The following is a 13,625-nucleotide window of genomic DNA, read 5'->3' on the forward strand; positions in this document are numbered from 1 at the left end:
GCGATCTCGACGTGGCCTCACGAGAGCCTCGTCAGGGTTCGAGCCTCTCACGTCGGCCCCGCCAGTGGCTCCTGAACCGACTCTCACGAGCCCGTCGACCGTTGTTCACGAGGAGTTCTCCGTTCCGGATGCCTGCTGCCGGTCGGATGCGTCTGAGAGCCGCCGCACGGGCGACTCACTCGAGGGAGTTCATTGTGAGACATCGTTGGGTTGCGCTGGCCGCGACCACTGGGTTCGTCGCGGTCGCGACCTTCGGGGGCGTCGCCGCCGCGCAGGCGCGGACCGTGCCCACGGATGCCGCGGCGACGCGAGCCGGCTCGCGGCACGTACTCGTCATCTCGATCGACGGCATGCACCAGACCGACCTCGCCGCATACGTGAAGTCGCACCCGTCGTCGACGATCGCGGGGCTGGTCGACCACGGTCTCGAGTACACGGCCGCGAAGACGACGCTGCCCTCGGACTCCTTCCCCGGGATGGTCGCCCAGTTCACGGGGGCCGGCCCAGGGGCGAGCGGCGTCTACTACGACGACACGTACAACCACGCACTGCTCGCCCCGGGCACCACGGACTGCACGACCGCGGTGCCGGGAACGGAGGTCCCCTGGACCGAGGCGATCGACAGGTCGCAGAATCCGATCACATTGGACGCGGGCGAGGGACTGAAGGATCCGGCGCTCACCGCCCTCCCCACCCAGACGAAGGCGCAGACGCTGGCGAACGCATCCGCCATCACTGCCGGGGCCCTGAAGATGACCCCGACGCCGCAGACGCTCATCGACCCTGCCGCTCTCCCGGTCGACCCGCAGACGTGCCTTCCGGTGTATCCGAGTCAGTACCTGACCACGAACACGGTGTTCGAGGTGGCGCGCGCGCACGGCTTGCGAACGGCGTGGTCGGACAAGCACCCGGCGTACGAGATTTTGAACGGCCCCTCGGGAACGGGAGTGCAAGACCTCTTCACCCCGGAGATCAACTCCGTTGCCGACGCTTCGGGAGACGACTGGACGACGGACAACGCGCTCACGCAGGAGTACGACGGCATCAAGGTGCAGGCGGTGCTGAACGAGATCGACGGATACGACCACTCGCGCACCAGCAAGGTGGGAACGCCGGCGGTCTTCGGCATGAACTTCCAGACGCTCTCCACCGCGCAGAAGCTGCCGAACTCCGACGGTCTCGCCGGCGGATATCTCAGCGACGGCAAGCAGGGTCCGCTCGTCTCGCGCGCGATGGACTACGTCGACGCGCAGCTCGGCCGCATGGTGGCACAGATCAAGCAGGACGGGCTCGAGAACGACACCACGATCATCCTGTCTGCCAAGCACGGCCAGTCGCCGATCGACTCCTCCGCGCTGCGGCGGGTGGATGACGGAGCCATCATCGAGGCGCTCAACACGGCGTGGGCGGCTCAGCATCCTTCCGAGACGGAACTCGTGTCGTTCTCGGTCGACGACGATGCGATGCTCCTCTGGCTCTCGGACAGGTCGTCGGCGGCGTTCTTGTTCGCCAAGTCGTACCTGCTTCAGCACTCGGCGCCCGCGAACACGGTGAACGACGCCAAGGGCGTCTACTCGACCACCGTGAGCGCGTCCGGCCTTTCCTCCGTCGCCACGGGAGCCCAGGCAGATGCGCTGCTGGGAGCGAAGGCCGGAGACACTCACGCTCCCGACCTGGTCGGAATCGCCCAGCCCGGCGTCGTCTACACGGGCGGAGTGAAAAAGATCGCCGAGCACGGCGGAGCATCCGCCGACGACCGCGACGTGGCTCTTGTCGTCTCGGGTGCGCAGGTGGGGCACTCGCGCACGATCGACGCAGCCGTGCAGACGACCCAGATCGCACCGACGATCCTTCGGCTTCTGAAGATCGACCCGAGGGAGCTGAGCGCCGTCAAGACGCAGGGGACGAAGACCTTGCCCGGTCTCGACGGCTGACATCGCCTCGTGCCGAAACGGATGCCCGCACTGCCTCGGTTGTGCGGGCATCCGCATGATTCCCACCGTGCCTGGTCGATATACAACATGGTTGTATAGTTCTTCTGACCCCCGAGGAGACCCATGAAACTGACCCGGCACAACCACGCCTGCGTGACGATCGAGCACGACGGCACGACGATCGTCATCGATCCGGGCACGCTGACGCCCAACGCCGCCGAGCTGCTGCACCAGGCCGACGCCGTGCTCGTGACGCACGACCACTTCGACCATTTCGACCGCGACGCCATTCGCGCGGCGCTCGCACAGCGACCGGAGCTGCGCATCTACGGCACGCAAGCCGTCGTCGATGCGCTCACCGACACGGATGCCGCAAGCGACGGGCAGGCGACGGCGATCACCGACACGGACGCCGCAAGCGACGGGCAGGCGACGGCGATCACCGAAGACACCGAATTCACGGTCGGACCGATCTCAGTGAACGCCTTCGCCGGCCTGCACGGCGTGATCCACCCGGAGATACCGGTGCACGAGAACGTCACGTTCCTCGTGGGCGGCGCGGTTCTGCACCCCGGCGACTCCTATTCCGCGCCCGGCGTGCCGGTCGACACCCTCCTGCTCCCGACATCCGGGCCGTGGACGGTGATGGCGCTGGCCATCGACTTCGTGCGTGAGGTGGGGCCACGGCAGTCGATCCCGATCCACGACGCCATGCTCAGCGACGTGGGCAAGAAGGGCGCCGACCGCATGCTCGGTGAACACAGCCTCACCGCCGTTCCGATGCTTCCGCTGCAACCGGGCGAATCCGTCGAACTGTGACACCGTCGCGGCCCGCCGCATCGCGGGCATCCGATCCCGGCTCCCAGCATGAGGAGATGCCCGAAGCGGATGCCCGCGAACTCGCCGAGAACCTCCGCGTGGCCATCAGCCGTCTCGTCCGATCGGTGCGCGCGCAGACTGCCGGCGCGCCTCGAGCGCATACGGAGGCGCTCGCGCAGCTCGATGCCGAGGGCGCCCAGACGATCGCTCAGCTCGCCTCCCGTCGCGGCGTGCGGCACCAGGGCATGAGCCGCACGGTCGCCGAGTTGGAACGGAACGGCTTCGTGTCGCGAGCGCTCAACCCGGCCGACCGCCGCGGATTCGTCATCTCGCTCACCGAGCCCGGCCGTGCCGCCCTTGAGCGGGGAAGGGACGTTCGGCGCGATGTGCTCGCCCGCGCGATCGCTGAACGCCTCGACCAGGGCGAGCAGGAACTGCTGCGCCGCGTTCCCGAGTTGCTGCAGAAGCTCGCGTCATAAGCGCGATCCATCAGGCTTGAGCAAATCCTGAGGATTTCTAGGGTTCGCACCGGCGACGAGGTTGGCAGTATGAGTCGAGTCGCGGTTATTGCGACGAGCCCTCAACCCGAGAGCGGGCGAGCGCGACCCGAACGCGTCTCGCCCAAACGAACCTCGCGGTTCGTACGACGCAGTACAGGCGCCGGATCCTGGGTCCCCCGGTGCAACCCCCTTGCACTGCTCGGCAGGACAGGGTCCGGCGCCCGCGCCGGTTCAGGGCGGCTGCGACCCGACGCCCGACCCTCAGCCGGCCAGCGCGGCGGAGTCGGTGTCGGTCACCGCCGTAGCGATGGCCCGCTCGCCTTGCACGAATGCCGCATCGATGCCGTGCGAGGTAAGGCTCGCCTCCACGACGGTCTCCATGCGCAATTCACCGAATGCCGGGAACGACACGGTCAGGAATCGAGGCGGGGCGGCGTAGACGTACTCGTGAAGCCGGGCCGATGCATGGAGCAGCAGCATTCCCGGGAGGTGATCGACCGGGTGGTCGAAGAAGAACGGGTCGGCCTCGTTGAGCGATAGACGGGCACGCACATGATGGGCGTCCTGTTCCAGCACGTCGAGCAGGCTGGTGGACGACTCACGGATGTCGTCGCCGAGCCGCTCGGCATGCCGGCGGATCGCTGCATACTCACTGTCGTTGAGCACACGGGCACCGACGTGTCCCGTTGCGACTCCAGGCAACCGGTAGTCGACCTCGAGGAGGTGCGGAAGGTCTTTGCGGTAACGCACGTCGGTGAACGTCACCTCGAGCTTTCCCTCGAGAGCTCCGAATCGCGGAAAGTGCAATTCCTCGGCCTCCACCCGAATGGTCATCGTCGAGACCACGAACTGCACGGACTGTCCCATGCCGAGCCCGGCGACGCAGATCGCCAGTCCCGCCTGCCTGAAGGCCTCCGCGAGCAGCGTCACGGGCACACGTGAGGGCGCGGGATGGCACAACCAATGGCTGCGCGGAATCTCGATGTCTGCAGACCAGGACTGCTCAGAAACCTGCTCGATGGCCCACACGAGCGTCTCCGAACGGGTGGAACGGTGAGCGGCACTGCTGTCGATGAGAGGCAACTGTACGCACCCTTAACTTGTCGATATCGCGCCGACTGCAGCGTGTCGACCATGACACGAACCGCGGGGCCGGCTCCGACCGCATTCGGGTACGGCCGCGCGAAGGTGATTCAACCCTAGTCACGCGCCCGGCCGTCCGGCGACCTCAATCACCCCTGCTGCTACCCCCCGATCAGGGCCCCGGGTACCCCCCGATCGGGCTCCATGGATGCTCGGTCAGGGCTCCATCGGCAGGGTCGGCAACGGTGTCGACCCTGCCCGCGTCGGCAGCCGCACCGTGAACGTCGAGCCTCGGCCCGGCTCGCTCTCGACGAGGATGGTCCCGCCGTGCGCATCCACGATCGTCTTCACGATGGTCAGCCCGATGCCGACGCCCTGGATAGCCTCCTCGCGTACATCCCGGGTTCTGAAGAACCTGTCGAACAGTCGGGCCTGATCCGTCTTGCTGATGCCGCGGCCGTCATCCGCGACCGCGATCGAGACGGTGTCGTCGGCGCGTTCGAGCGTCACCGTGATCGTTCCACCCTCTGGCGTGTACTTCGCGGCATTCGAGATCAGGTTGTCGACGACCTGCTTGATCCTGGCACCGTCGAGGTGCGCGAGCACGGTCGACGGCGGCATCTCGATCCGCAGCGTCTGCCTCGCCGCGTCCACCGTGGGCTTGATCGTTGCCACGGACTGCGTCAGCAGCGCCGAGAGGTCGATCGGCTCGATGCGAAGCGCCAGCTCGTTCGTGCTCGTGCTCAGCAGGTCGCGGATGAGCGTGAGCATTTGCGTCGCACTCCGCTGGATGTTCCTGAACTCCTTCGCGAAGCCGAGCGAGTCGACGTCGTAGCCGTCGTCGATCAGGTCCATGTAGCCGACGATCGAGGTCAGCGGCGTTCGCAGTTCGTGCGAGACGGTGGCCAGGTACTCCTCCCGGATCTCGATCGCGTTGGCCAGGTCGGTCACGTCGTAAGTGACGACTGCCGAACCGAGCCGTTCACCGTTCGAGCGCGTGATCGAGTGCGCCTCGGTGACGATGGCCCGCTGCTCCCCCCGCGGATCGCCCACCCAGTAGATGAGCCCGCGCTGATCGCCCTCGAGCGTCTCCGAGATGATGTTCTTGTCTTGCTTCACGCGCGTGCGTCGATCGGATGCGTACACGTGCTCGCTCCGGCCCGTCGCCGGGTCGAATCCCGTCAGCCCCAGCAGCCGTTCGACCATGCGGTTGTGCAGAACCGGATGGTTCTCCGTGTCGTAGAAGAGAACTCCCACGTTGACGGCATCCGCGATCGACCGCACGACCACGCTCAGGTCGCCCATCTCGTCCACGAGCTTCTTCAGCTTCGCCGAGGTCTCTTGCAGCTCCTGTTCGTTGCGCTCCTGGCGGTCACGCATCCACAACTCGAAGGCGGCACGGCCGACCTGGGTGGCGATCCACGACACGATGAACCGTTCGAGCGAAGTGCGCGCCGGCTGCGCCGCATCGTCGGCAAGGAGCAGCGCACCCGTTCCGCAGTTCTCGAACTCGATGGGTACGAGCATCACGCGCCGAGTGCGCCGGTCGAAGAGGTCGCGAACGAGGTCGGAATCCTCCTCGCTCACCAGATCGATGACGGGCTTCTCGCGCGGCCACCCCGGTGCCGGCGCCGAAGCCGCCGACTCGGTCGCACGGCGTGCGGCGAAAGCGGCCACCCGCTCGAGCAGATCGGGCGAGTCTCCGCCCGGCGACCTCCACAGAAGCGGGGTCGCCGAGCCGTCTCGGTCGTCCGGGTCCGCCGGGATCACGACGGCCGCCGCATGCACGTTGAGAACGCGGCGCGCCCCAGCGGTCACCCGCTCCGCGAGCTCGGCGATCGATTCGGCGGTGTGGACCTCCCACATGAGCCCGATGGTCTCGCTGCGAAGGCGGTCGGCATCCAGCGTTCGCGCGCGTTTGCGCGCCGATCGCTCGTTCAGGAGCGCGACTCGCGACGCAAGCTCCTGCGGAACACGCTCCAGGAGCAGGAAGTCCCGGTCGACCGCCGAGACGATCAGCTCACGGTCGATGCGGTCGAGCGACTCGGCCACCGACAGCACGGGACCCCGGATGCCCGCGGCGGTGCCGACCTCGACGCCCGCGACCTCCGGGCCCAGGTGCCCGTCTGCGAGCGCCGCGCGCACGGCATCCGCGCACGAACCGCAGTCAGCGACGATCGTCACGGCGCCGGCCGCGACGGCGTCCTGACGCTCTCGCAAAGACGTGCGCTGGGTCGAACCTTCGCGCACCGATGTCTCGGACATCACGCCCCTCTCCGGGCGCCGCCCATGCGGCCACCCCAAGCGTTCCGACGCTTCGCGAGCGCGACGGCAGCCGACGTCGATTGCCCCCGAGACGCAGCGTCACCTCAAGTGTGACACGTACGTGGGCACTCTCCTGAGCCTCTCTTGAGCAGGCCATGCGGTCAATCGGTGGATCGGTGCGGCAGACTGACGATGTTCCCGCTCGAGAACGACCGATTGCAGGCTTGCTCAACCCGAATGGGCAAGCCGAAAACGATCGATTATGGAGGCGCCTTCAACCCGAATGAAGGCGCCTCCTCTCCCCCGGTCAGCGACGTGCCTCAACCCGAATACGGCCCGAAGACCAATGGGCGCGTCGTAACGACAACAGTGTGGAGGACTACAGGCTATCGGCCCGAGGCTGCAATCCACCAGACGGCGCCGCATCTCGCGTGTTTCGAACCCGAATCGAGACGGGTTCTAGTCGCGACGCGCTGCCGCCAGGCGATAGCCGACTCCCCGTACCGTCTCGATGAGGTAGGGAGAAGCGGGGTTGTCGGAGAGCTTCTTGCGCAGGTTCCCGATGTGCACCTCCACGCCGCGACGATCCGCGTCGCCGACGTAGGGGTTCATCACGTAGCCCTCGCCGCGCAGCAGACGAGCCAGCTCGTCCTTGCTGCGCACGTTCCGGCCCGAAGTCAGCAGCGCCTGCAACAGATCGAACTCGCTTCGGGTGAGATCGAGTTCGGCGCCTTCCCGCATCACGATGCGCGTGTCCGGATCGAGCACCACGCCGTTGTGCTCCAGGACCGTGCCCGACGGCGGTGCCGAGGCATCCGTCGCGGCCTCTGCGGCGGAATGAACGGGCGCTTGCACGCCGGCGGATGCCGGCCCGTTCGGCGGCTCGACCGCTCGCGGTCTGCGTAGCATCGCTTCGGCACGGGCGCGGAGCTCTCGTGGGCGGAACGGCTTGAGCACGTAGTCGTCAGCACCCACCCCGAGCCCCTGGAGCGCATCGATCTCCTCGTCGCGCGCGGTGACCATCATGATGTACGCGTTGCTGATCGCCCTGATGCGTTTGGCCGTCTCGAAGCCGTCGATCCCCGGCATCGCGATGTCCACCGTCACGAGAACCGGCTGGCGCTCGGCCACACTGGCGACGCCGTCCACCCCGTTCGAGACGGCGATCACCTCGAGCCCCATCTGTTCCAGCACGGTGCCGATCAGTTCGCGGATGACGGCGTCGTCTTCGATGACGACGGCGCACTCCCCCTGGACCGCTCCCATGGGCATTCCCCCTCGACCGCTCCCATGCTCGGAAGCGTAGCAACCGCTCGGCATCGACCCGTGTGACGAGCCTTCATCATCAATACGCGCTGAACCGACCGTTCCACGCCTATTCTGGTATCTCGATGACACAGGCGCGGGGGGCAGCACGGCGGGAGGAGATCGTACTCGCCGCTGCCGAGGAGTTCGATGAACTCGGATACGCCGCCTCGTCGCTGTCGAGCATCGCCGCCCGGTTGGATCGGACCAAGGGTGCGATGAGCTACCACTTCTCGGCCAAGGAGCAGCTCGCACGCGAGCTCGTGGTGCGCCACAACGGTCAGTGGGACGAGGTGCTGGACCGCATCAGGGCCGATGGCCTCATCGGGCTCGAGGCGATGGTGCTGCTGTCGTTCATCGTCGCCACCCGGTTCCGCGATGACGTCCTGGTGCGTGCGGCTGTTCGGCTGCAGCACGACGCCGGCCTGCGCGATGTCGACCTGCCGACCCCGTTCGTGGGCTGGACGAAGATCACCCTCGATCTTCTGACGGAAGCCGGTGCATCCGTCACCCTTCCATCGGGCCTCGACCTGCCGGGCGCCGCGGAAGTGCTCGTCGAAGCCTTCACCGGGCTCCAGCAGGTGGCGCATCGCCTCACCGGTGCCAGAGACATCCACGCCCGCGTGGAGCGGTACTGGCTGCTCGTGCTGCCCGGCCTGGGAGTCGCGGACCCGAAGCAGCTCGTCACCCGGTTGCGCGCCGAATCACAGCGCTACTGAGGCGCGGGTGCGCTGAGCCCGTCGACGTATGGGCCTCGCGGCAGCGTGCCGTTGCTACCCCTCACGTTGGGGGCTTTGAATCCTTCAGACGCGCGTCTAGATTGGGGAGTCTCAGCCCGAGGAGAAGGAACCGATCGCATGGCCAGCCAGCCGATGCCGCATGAGCGCCCCACGCCCGCGACGCGTTCGCGGGTTTCCGGAACCGACCGGCCGGCCGGGACGCGGTGAGCTGGGACATCCGCCGGAGTGCAGTCGTCATCGAAGACGACGATGAGATCCGGAACCTCGTCTCAGCGGTGCTCGAACGCGCCGACCTGTATGTCGTCGCGGCGGCCAACGGGCTCGACGGGCTCGACGCCGTGCGCGCGACGCATCCGGTGGTCGTGACCGTGGACCTGCGGATGCCCGGCATCGGCGGAGTCGAGACCATCCGTCGCATCCGGGCGATCAGCGACGCACTCATCGTGGTGCTGACCGCGGTCACCGCGCGGCACGAGGAAGATGCGAGCCTGCACGCCGGTGCGGATGTCTATATGGTCAAGCCGTTCCGCCCGCGCGACTTGCAGCGACGCATCGACGAGCACCTGCGCGCCACGTCCGACGCCTGACGCTCGGTCTGAAGCCCCTCAGGCCGGCAGCGGCCGCACGAGCTCCTCGAGCGAGTCGAACCTGCCGTCCTCCGCGAGCTGGGCGAACAGGAACACCTCCTGGCGAAGCATCCCGCCGTCGCGCTGAGTCACGAGGATCACGTGCCGCTCCGCATACGCCGATCCCTGCGACACCTCGTCGAGCACGGTGATCTCGATGTGGTCGACGTAGGGACGCAGCCGCGTCATCTGATCGGCGAAGACCGCGCGATCGATCCACTCGCCGTTCGTGCTCTGACGGTACGAGTCGGTGAAATGGCGAGCGAGGACGTCCTCGACGGGGACGGCCTGTTCGGCGAGCAGTTCTTTCAGCGCTGCAGCGATCGATGCCATACGGGTCCTTCACGATCGATTGGGGGCAGTAGAGATCACCGTATCGCGCCTCGAGGCCGTTCCATCAGCAAGGTTGTCGCTGGATCGCCGCAGGAACGAGGCCCATCGGTTCAGCTGCGCGGCGCGAGCGGCTGCTCGATCGGCATGACGGGCCAGTCACGCTCGGCCGCCACCTCGAGCATGACCGGGTCGGACCCTACGACGACCGGATTGCCCACGCGTTCCAGCAGGGACAGGTCACTGGAGTGATCTCCATAGCCCCAGCTCGACGTCGCTTCATCGGCGGACGCGAGGTACTCCTCGACCACGCGGCTCTTGTCGTCGCCGATCATCGCCTGACTGATCTCGCCCGTGAAGCGCCCGTCGAGCACTTCGAGTTCCGTGCAGTACAGACGCTCGACCCCGAGGTCGGCGGCCAGCGGCTCCAACGGCGCCGCGAACGATCCCGAGACGAGCACGACGTGATCGCCGGCATCCTGATGCTCCCGAAGTCGCTGGAGCACGTTCGCCCGGTAGAAGTCCGGATGAGCGGATGCCTCGGCATACCACCTGCGGCCGGCCTCACGTACCTGCTCCGCCGGCTGGCCGCCCCAGATGCTGAAGTAGAGGCGGTTGAACTCCGGCCGGTCCAGTTGCACCACCTTGGCGGCAAGCGCGCGGAGATCGTCTTGCGAGATCATCGACGGCACCAGACCCCGGTAGTACAGCAGGAACGACTCCAGGGTGCGCACCGAGACCAGCGTCTCGTCGACGTCGAAGAAGGCCACGGCTCGGGGAGATGGCACTGAAGATCAACCTTTCATCTCGTAGAGAACGTTCGTGATGGCCGCTTCGTCTTGCATGACGGCGGCGATATCGTCGATGCTCTTGATCGCACCGTAGTTGTTCAGGATGATCGCGTACGCGATCCGGTGGCCGTTGCGGGCATCCACGTAGCCGGCGAGGTTCTGGGCGACGAGCGCGCCGTCGGTGACGGTCGTTCCCGTCTTGCCGTAGACGTGCCCCTTGGCCGGAAGGTCGCGGCCCGTCTCGGCGAGTGAACCGTCCACGCCGAGCAGCGGCAGCGCTTGCCGGTAGGGGTCGGCAACCGATGTCTTGCTCATGTATCTCAGCATGTCGACGATCGCCCTGGGTGTCGCCTTGCTGTCCGGGCTGCCGCTGCCGTTCGTCGGAAAGTCGAACGATGTGCCTGGGATGCCGTCGTGGATCAGCGCGCGACGCTCGGCGGCGAGCGCGCCCTTGATCGTCTTCTGCCCCTTCGTCAGCCCGTACTGCGTGAGCGCGAGGTTGGCGCCGAGGTTGAGGCTGACCTTCAGGATCAGCTTCGCCTGGTCCGCGTACTGCGGCGAGATGTAGGAGGCGACCCGTTTGCTCGCTGCGTAGTGAGACGACGCGGGCAGATCCGCAGTGGGGTTGGCCTCCACCGCCGGCGCTGCGACCGTCACACCCGCCTGCTGGAGCGACTGGACGAACGCCGATCGCGCGAAGCTCTCCGGGTCGTCCATGCGGAACGTGCCCACGAACTGGTGGTCGCCTGACAGCGGCGCCTTGTAGTCGACGGGAATCGTCCCCGACAGCGTTCCGGTGCACGAAGGCGTTCCCACGCAGTTCACGACGCCCTTGACCGAGCTGCCGTTCGGCGTCTTCCCCTCCGGGATCGCCACGGTCGCGTCCGTTCCGGCAGCGGTCGTCATCACGGTACCGGTGACCGCGAACGCCGGGGTCTTGGGCCGGTAGTCGATGGTGGCGGGCTGGCCGGGCTGAGTGGGCGTGATGGTCACGTCGACCATGTTCTCGTTCAGCATCGTCGGCGTGATCAGGAGCTGCTGATTGGGTACGCGATACGGGGTGAAGAGCCGATCGTCGACAGCGACGTCGCCGTCGATCTTCGTGATCCCGGATGCCTTGACCTGCTTCGCCAGGTCGTTCAAGGCGGTCAGCGGGTCTTGCGGTGTGAGGATTCCCGTGCCCAGGTTGTTCGCGTCGTTGTGGTCGAACGGCGTGTACGCGATGCCTCCGTCTGCTGTGCGGCGACCGCCGAGAGTGAGGTCTCCTGCGCCCACGAAGACGAGGTCGCCGTGCAGCACGCCGGACGTGTCGACGGTTCCGTCGCGGTAGACGCCTGTGGTCGTCGTGTGATCGGCACCCAGCGTGTCGAGCGCGAGGCCCACCGAGAACAGCTTGCGGGTCGAACCCGTGAACGCGAGCTTGTCGGCACTCTGCTCGGCGACCGCCCCACCCGTCGTGAGGTCCACCGCCAGCATGCTCCAACTGCCGTTGGCGTACGCCGGCTTGTCCATGATCTTCTTGATCGCCGCCGGCAGCCCCGCCGGAGTCGGCGTGGCCGGAGAAGGAGCGGTGCATCCTGTCACCACGAGCACCGCCGCGACGGCTGAGGCCATCGCCAGCGGACGAGCACTCCGCGGCATCACGGCACCTCCCGTTCTGCGCAGGCCACCCACCCTCGCTGAAGAGGTGAGAGAACGTGTGCAGCCGAAGCCTAGCCCCGCCGGTCTGGACTGCCTGACCCTCCAATGGGTGGTTTTCGATGCCGTAACCCCTATCCCCGGTGGCCTGCGCGAGCGTAGTGTTCCGCTGGGCCGTCGCGACGGGAGCGGCGGCGGGACAAGGGAGCACCCATGAAGCGCAGATCGCTCGTCTCAATCACGCTCGCCATCGCTGGAGCCGCCGCCCTCGCGGTCTCGGCTTCGGCCCCGGCGCTTGCGGCCACACCGAGCACGGCCACCCCCAGTACGAACTGGGTGTACACCGTGCATCCGTTCGTCGAGAAGGCCGGGCTGCCCGCCAGCGCGATCAAGCCGTCGCTGACACCGGCGGACTGCCTCGCGCAGTCGAAAGGCGCCGTCGCCTGCCAGACGCCGCAGAGCATCCGCGCCGCCTACGACATTCCGGCGACGATCGACGGAACCGCGGCCGGCACCGGGCAGACCATCGTCATCGTCGACGCTTTCGGAAGCCCGACCGTGCAGTCCGACCTCGCGACGTTCTCGCAGTCCTTCGGGCTCCCTGCGCCCGACCTGACCGTCTACTACCCCGGCGGCAAGCCGACGTGGAACGGTCGCGGCACGCAGACCGGCTGGGCCGAGGAGACCTCCCTCGACGTGCAGTGGGCGCATGCGGTCGCGCCGGGCGCGAAGATCGCGCTCGTCGTGGCGGCGAACGACCACGGAGCCTCCATCGACAACGCGGTGCGCTACGCGGTGGACAACCACCTCGGCAACGTGCTGTCGATGAGCTACGGCGAAGCGGACAACCTCATCGCCTCGCCGCACGCCAACAACGGGCAGACGACGCAGGCGCAGAAGTCGTTCGTGAAGGCGGCCGCTGAGGGCATGTCGCTGTTCGCCTCATCCGGTGACGACGGCTCGGACAACGGCGCGGGCTACGCGAACTTCGGGTATCCGGCATCCGACCCGAACGTGACCGGGGTCGGCGGCACCAACCTGTGGGTCGGCAGCGGCCTCGACCTGCCGCGCGAGACCGTGTGGGGCGACTACGCCAGCTGCCCGCTGTCGTGCGCATTCGGCGTCATCGGCGAGACAGGCGGTGCGCAGAGCCTCTTCCTCGCCAAGGGCGGATCGGACGTCGCCTACAACGCCAGTGTGTACACGGGCGTACTCACCTACCTCGGGTTCCTGGGCGGCGACAACAACGGGTTCTACTACTTCGGTGGAACCTCGGCCGGTTCCCCGCAGTGGGCGGCGCTGACGGCGGACGTCATCCAGGCGACCGGTCGCTCGGTCGGCAACGTCGGTCAGCAGGCATCCGCGTGGGCATCGAAGGGTCTGCTGCACGATGTGACCCAGGGCAGCAACTCGACGGCCACGTTCAGCGGCGGCTACTCCGGTGCGACCGGATGGGACCGGCCGACGGGATGGGGCACCCCCGACGTGGGAGCGATCATCAGCGCCTTGCAGTGATCCTGCTCGGCTGAGTCGCAGCGCGGCCCCGGTGTTCTTCGGATGCCGGGGCCGCGCCTCTGCGCGGACTTCACTGCTG

General features: G+C 67.3%; 12 protein-coding genes. 6 read left to right on the forward strand and 6 right to left on the reverse strand.

Annotated elements, in window-relative coordinates:
* The first annotated feature begins 194 nt into the window (after positions 1–194).
* The 3 genes from ACYVII_RS06930 to ACYVII_RS06940 all read left to right on the forward strand — a co-directional run bounded on the left by ACYVII_RS06930 (position 195) and on the right by ACYVII_RS06940 (position 3,232).
* On the forward strand, positions 195–1,934 hold the full coding sequence (locus tag ACYVII_RS06930) for an alkaline phosphatase family protein (protein ID WP_460533074.1): 1,740 nt from the start codon (positions 195–197) through the stop codon (positions 1,932–1,934).
* A gap of 123 nt (positions 1,935–2,057) precedes the next feature.
* Entirely contained in the window at positions 2,058–2,753 is a 696-nt protein-coding gene (locus tag ACYVII_RS06935; RefSeq protein WP_460533077.1) for an MBL fold metallo-hydrolase, read from the forward strand.
* 56 nt (positions 2,754–2,809) lie between these two features.
* The gene (locus ACYVII_RS06940; RefSeq protein ID WP_460533080.1) at positions 2,810–3,232 is read left to right on the forward strand and encodes a MarR family winged helix-turn-helix transcriptional regulator; all 423 of its coding nucleotides are present in this window, start codon (positions 2,810–2,812) and stop codon (positions 3,230–3,232) included.
* 282 nt (positions 3,233–3,514) lie between these two features.
* Here the strand turns inward: ACYVII_RS06940 and ACYVII_RS06945 are convergent, their stop codons facing one another.
* From ACYVII_RS06945 to ACYVII_RS06955, 3 genes are all read right to left on the reverse strand, one after another.
* Positions 3,515–4,336, reverse strand: a complete 822-nt coding sequence (locus ACYVII_RS06945; protein WP_460533083.1) for an AfsA-related hotdog domain-containing protein — start codon at positions 4,334–4,336, stop codon at positions 3,515–3,517.
* A 216-nt stretch (positions 4,337–4,552) separates the two neighbouring features.
* Positions 4,553–6,601, reverse strand: a complete 2,049-nt coding sequence (locus ACYVII_RS06950) for an ATP-binding protein (RefSeq protein ID WP_460533086.1) — start codon at positions 6,599–6,601, stop codon at positions 4,553–4,555.
* A gap of 459 nt (positions 6,602–7,060) precedes the next feature.
* Positions 7,061–7,867, reverse strand: coding sequence for a response regulator transcription factor (locus ACYVII_RS06955; RefSeq protein ID WP_460533089.1), 807 nt, complete (start codon positions 7,865–7,867; stop codon positions 7,061–7,063).
* Positions 7,868–7,992: 125 nt separating this feature from the next.
* On the opposite strand from ACYVII_RS06955, the gene ACYVII_RS06960 reads away from it, so the two are divergent.
* Positions 7,993–8,625: a ScbR family autoregulator-binding transcription factor gene (locus ACYVII_RS06960; RefSeq protein ID WP_460533092.1), complete on the forward strand. Its 633-nt coding sequence runs from the start codon at positions 7,993–7,995 to the stop codon at positions 8,623–8,625.
* A 224-nt stretch (positions 8,626–8,849) separates the two neighbouring features.
* The gene (locus ACYVII_RS06965) at positions 8,850–9,233 is read left to right on the forward strand and encodes a response regulator transcription factor (protein WP_460533095.1); all 384 of its coding nucleotides are present in this window, start codon (positions 8,850–8,852) and stop codon (positions 9,231–9,233) included.
* A gap of 18 nt (positions 9,234–9,251) precedes the next feature.
* Here ACYVII_RS06965 and ACYVII_RS06970 read toward each other — a convergent pair whose 3' ends face one another.
* The 3 genes from ACYVII_RS06970 to dacB form a co-directional block, all read right to left on the reverse strand.
* The gene (locus ACYVII_RS06970; RefSeq protein ID WP_460533098.1) at positions 9,252–9,605 is read right to left on the reverse strand and encodes a hypothetical protein; all 354 of its coding nucleotides are present in this window, start codon (positions 9,603–9,605) and stop codon (positions 9,252–9,254) included.
* A 110-nt stretch (positions 9,606–9,715) separates the two neighbouring features.
* Positions 9,716–10,390 carry an HAD family hydrolase gene (locus tag ACYVII_RS06975; protein ID WP_460533101.1) on the reverse strand — a complete coding sequence of 225 codons (675 nt, stop codon included), beginning with the start codon at positions 10,388–10,390 and terminating at the stop codon, positions 9,716–9,718.
* A gap of 6 nt (positions 10,391–10,396) precedes the next feature.
* Positions 10,397–12,034, reverse strand: coding sequence for a D-alanyl-D-alanine carboxypeptidase/D-alanyl-D-alanine endopeptidase (dacB, locus tag ACYVII_RS06980; protein ID WP_460533104.1), 1,638 nt, complete (start codon positions 12,032–12,034; stop codon positions 10,397–10,399).
* Positions 12,035–12,244: 210 nt separating this feature from the next.
* On the opposite strand from dacB, the gene ACYVII_RS06985 reads away from it, so the two are divergent.
* The gene (locus ACYVII_RS06985; RefSeq protein ID WP_460533107.1) at positions 12,245–13,546 is read left to right on the forward strand and encodes a S53 family peptidase; all 1,302 of its coding nucleotides are present in this window, start codon (positions 12,245–12,247) and stop codon (positions 13,544–13,546) included.
* Positions 13,547–13,625 lie beyond the last annotated feature (79 nt).

This window comes from Humibacter ginsengiterrae (assembly GCF_054780115.1).

Coding starts and splice junctions, on each gene's coding strand:
- ACYVII_RS06960 (WP_460533092.1), top strand. CDS start 7,993: ATGACACAGGCGCGGGGGGCAGCACGGCGGGAGGAGATCGTACTCGCC.
- ACYVII_RS06950 (WP_460533086.1), bottom strand. CDS start 6,601: ATGTCCGAGACATCGGTGCGCGAAGGTTCGACCCAGCGCACGTCTTTG.
- ACYVII_RS06985 (WP_460533107.1), top strand. CDS start 12,245: ATGAAGCGCAGATCGCTCGTCTCAATCACGCTCGCCATCGCTGGAGCC.
- ACYVII_RS06970 (WP_460533098.1), bottom strand. CDS start 9,605: ATGGCATCGATCGCTGCAGCGCTGAAAGAACTGCTCGCCGAACAGGCC.
- ACYVII_RS06955 (WP_460533089.1), bottom strand. CDS start 7,867: ATGGGAGCGGTCCAGGGGGAGTGCGCCGTCGTCATCGAAGACGACGCC.
- ACYVII_RS06935 (WP_460533077.1), top strand. CDS start 2,058: ATGAAACTGACCCGGCACAACCACGCCTGCGTGACGATCGAGCACGAC.
- ACYVII_RS06940 (WP_460533080.1), top strand. CDS start 2,810: ATGCCCGAAGCGGATGCCCGCGAACTCGCCGAGAACCTCCGCGTGGCC.
- dacB (WP_460533104.1), bottom strand. CDS start 12,034: ATGCCGCGGAGTGCTCGTCCGCTGGCGATGGCCTCAGCCGTCGCGGCG.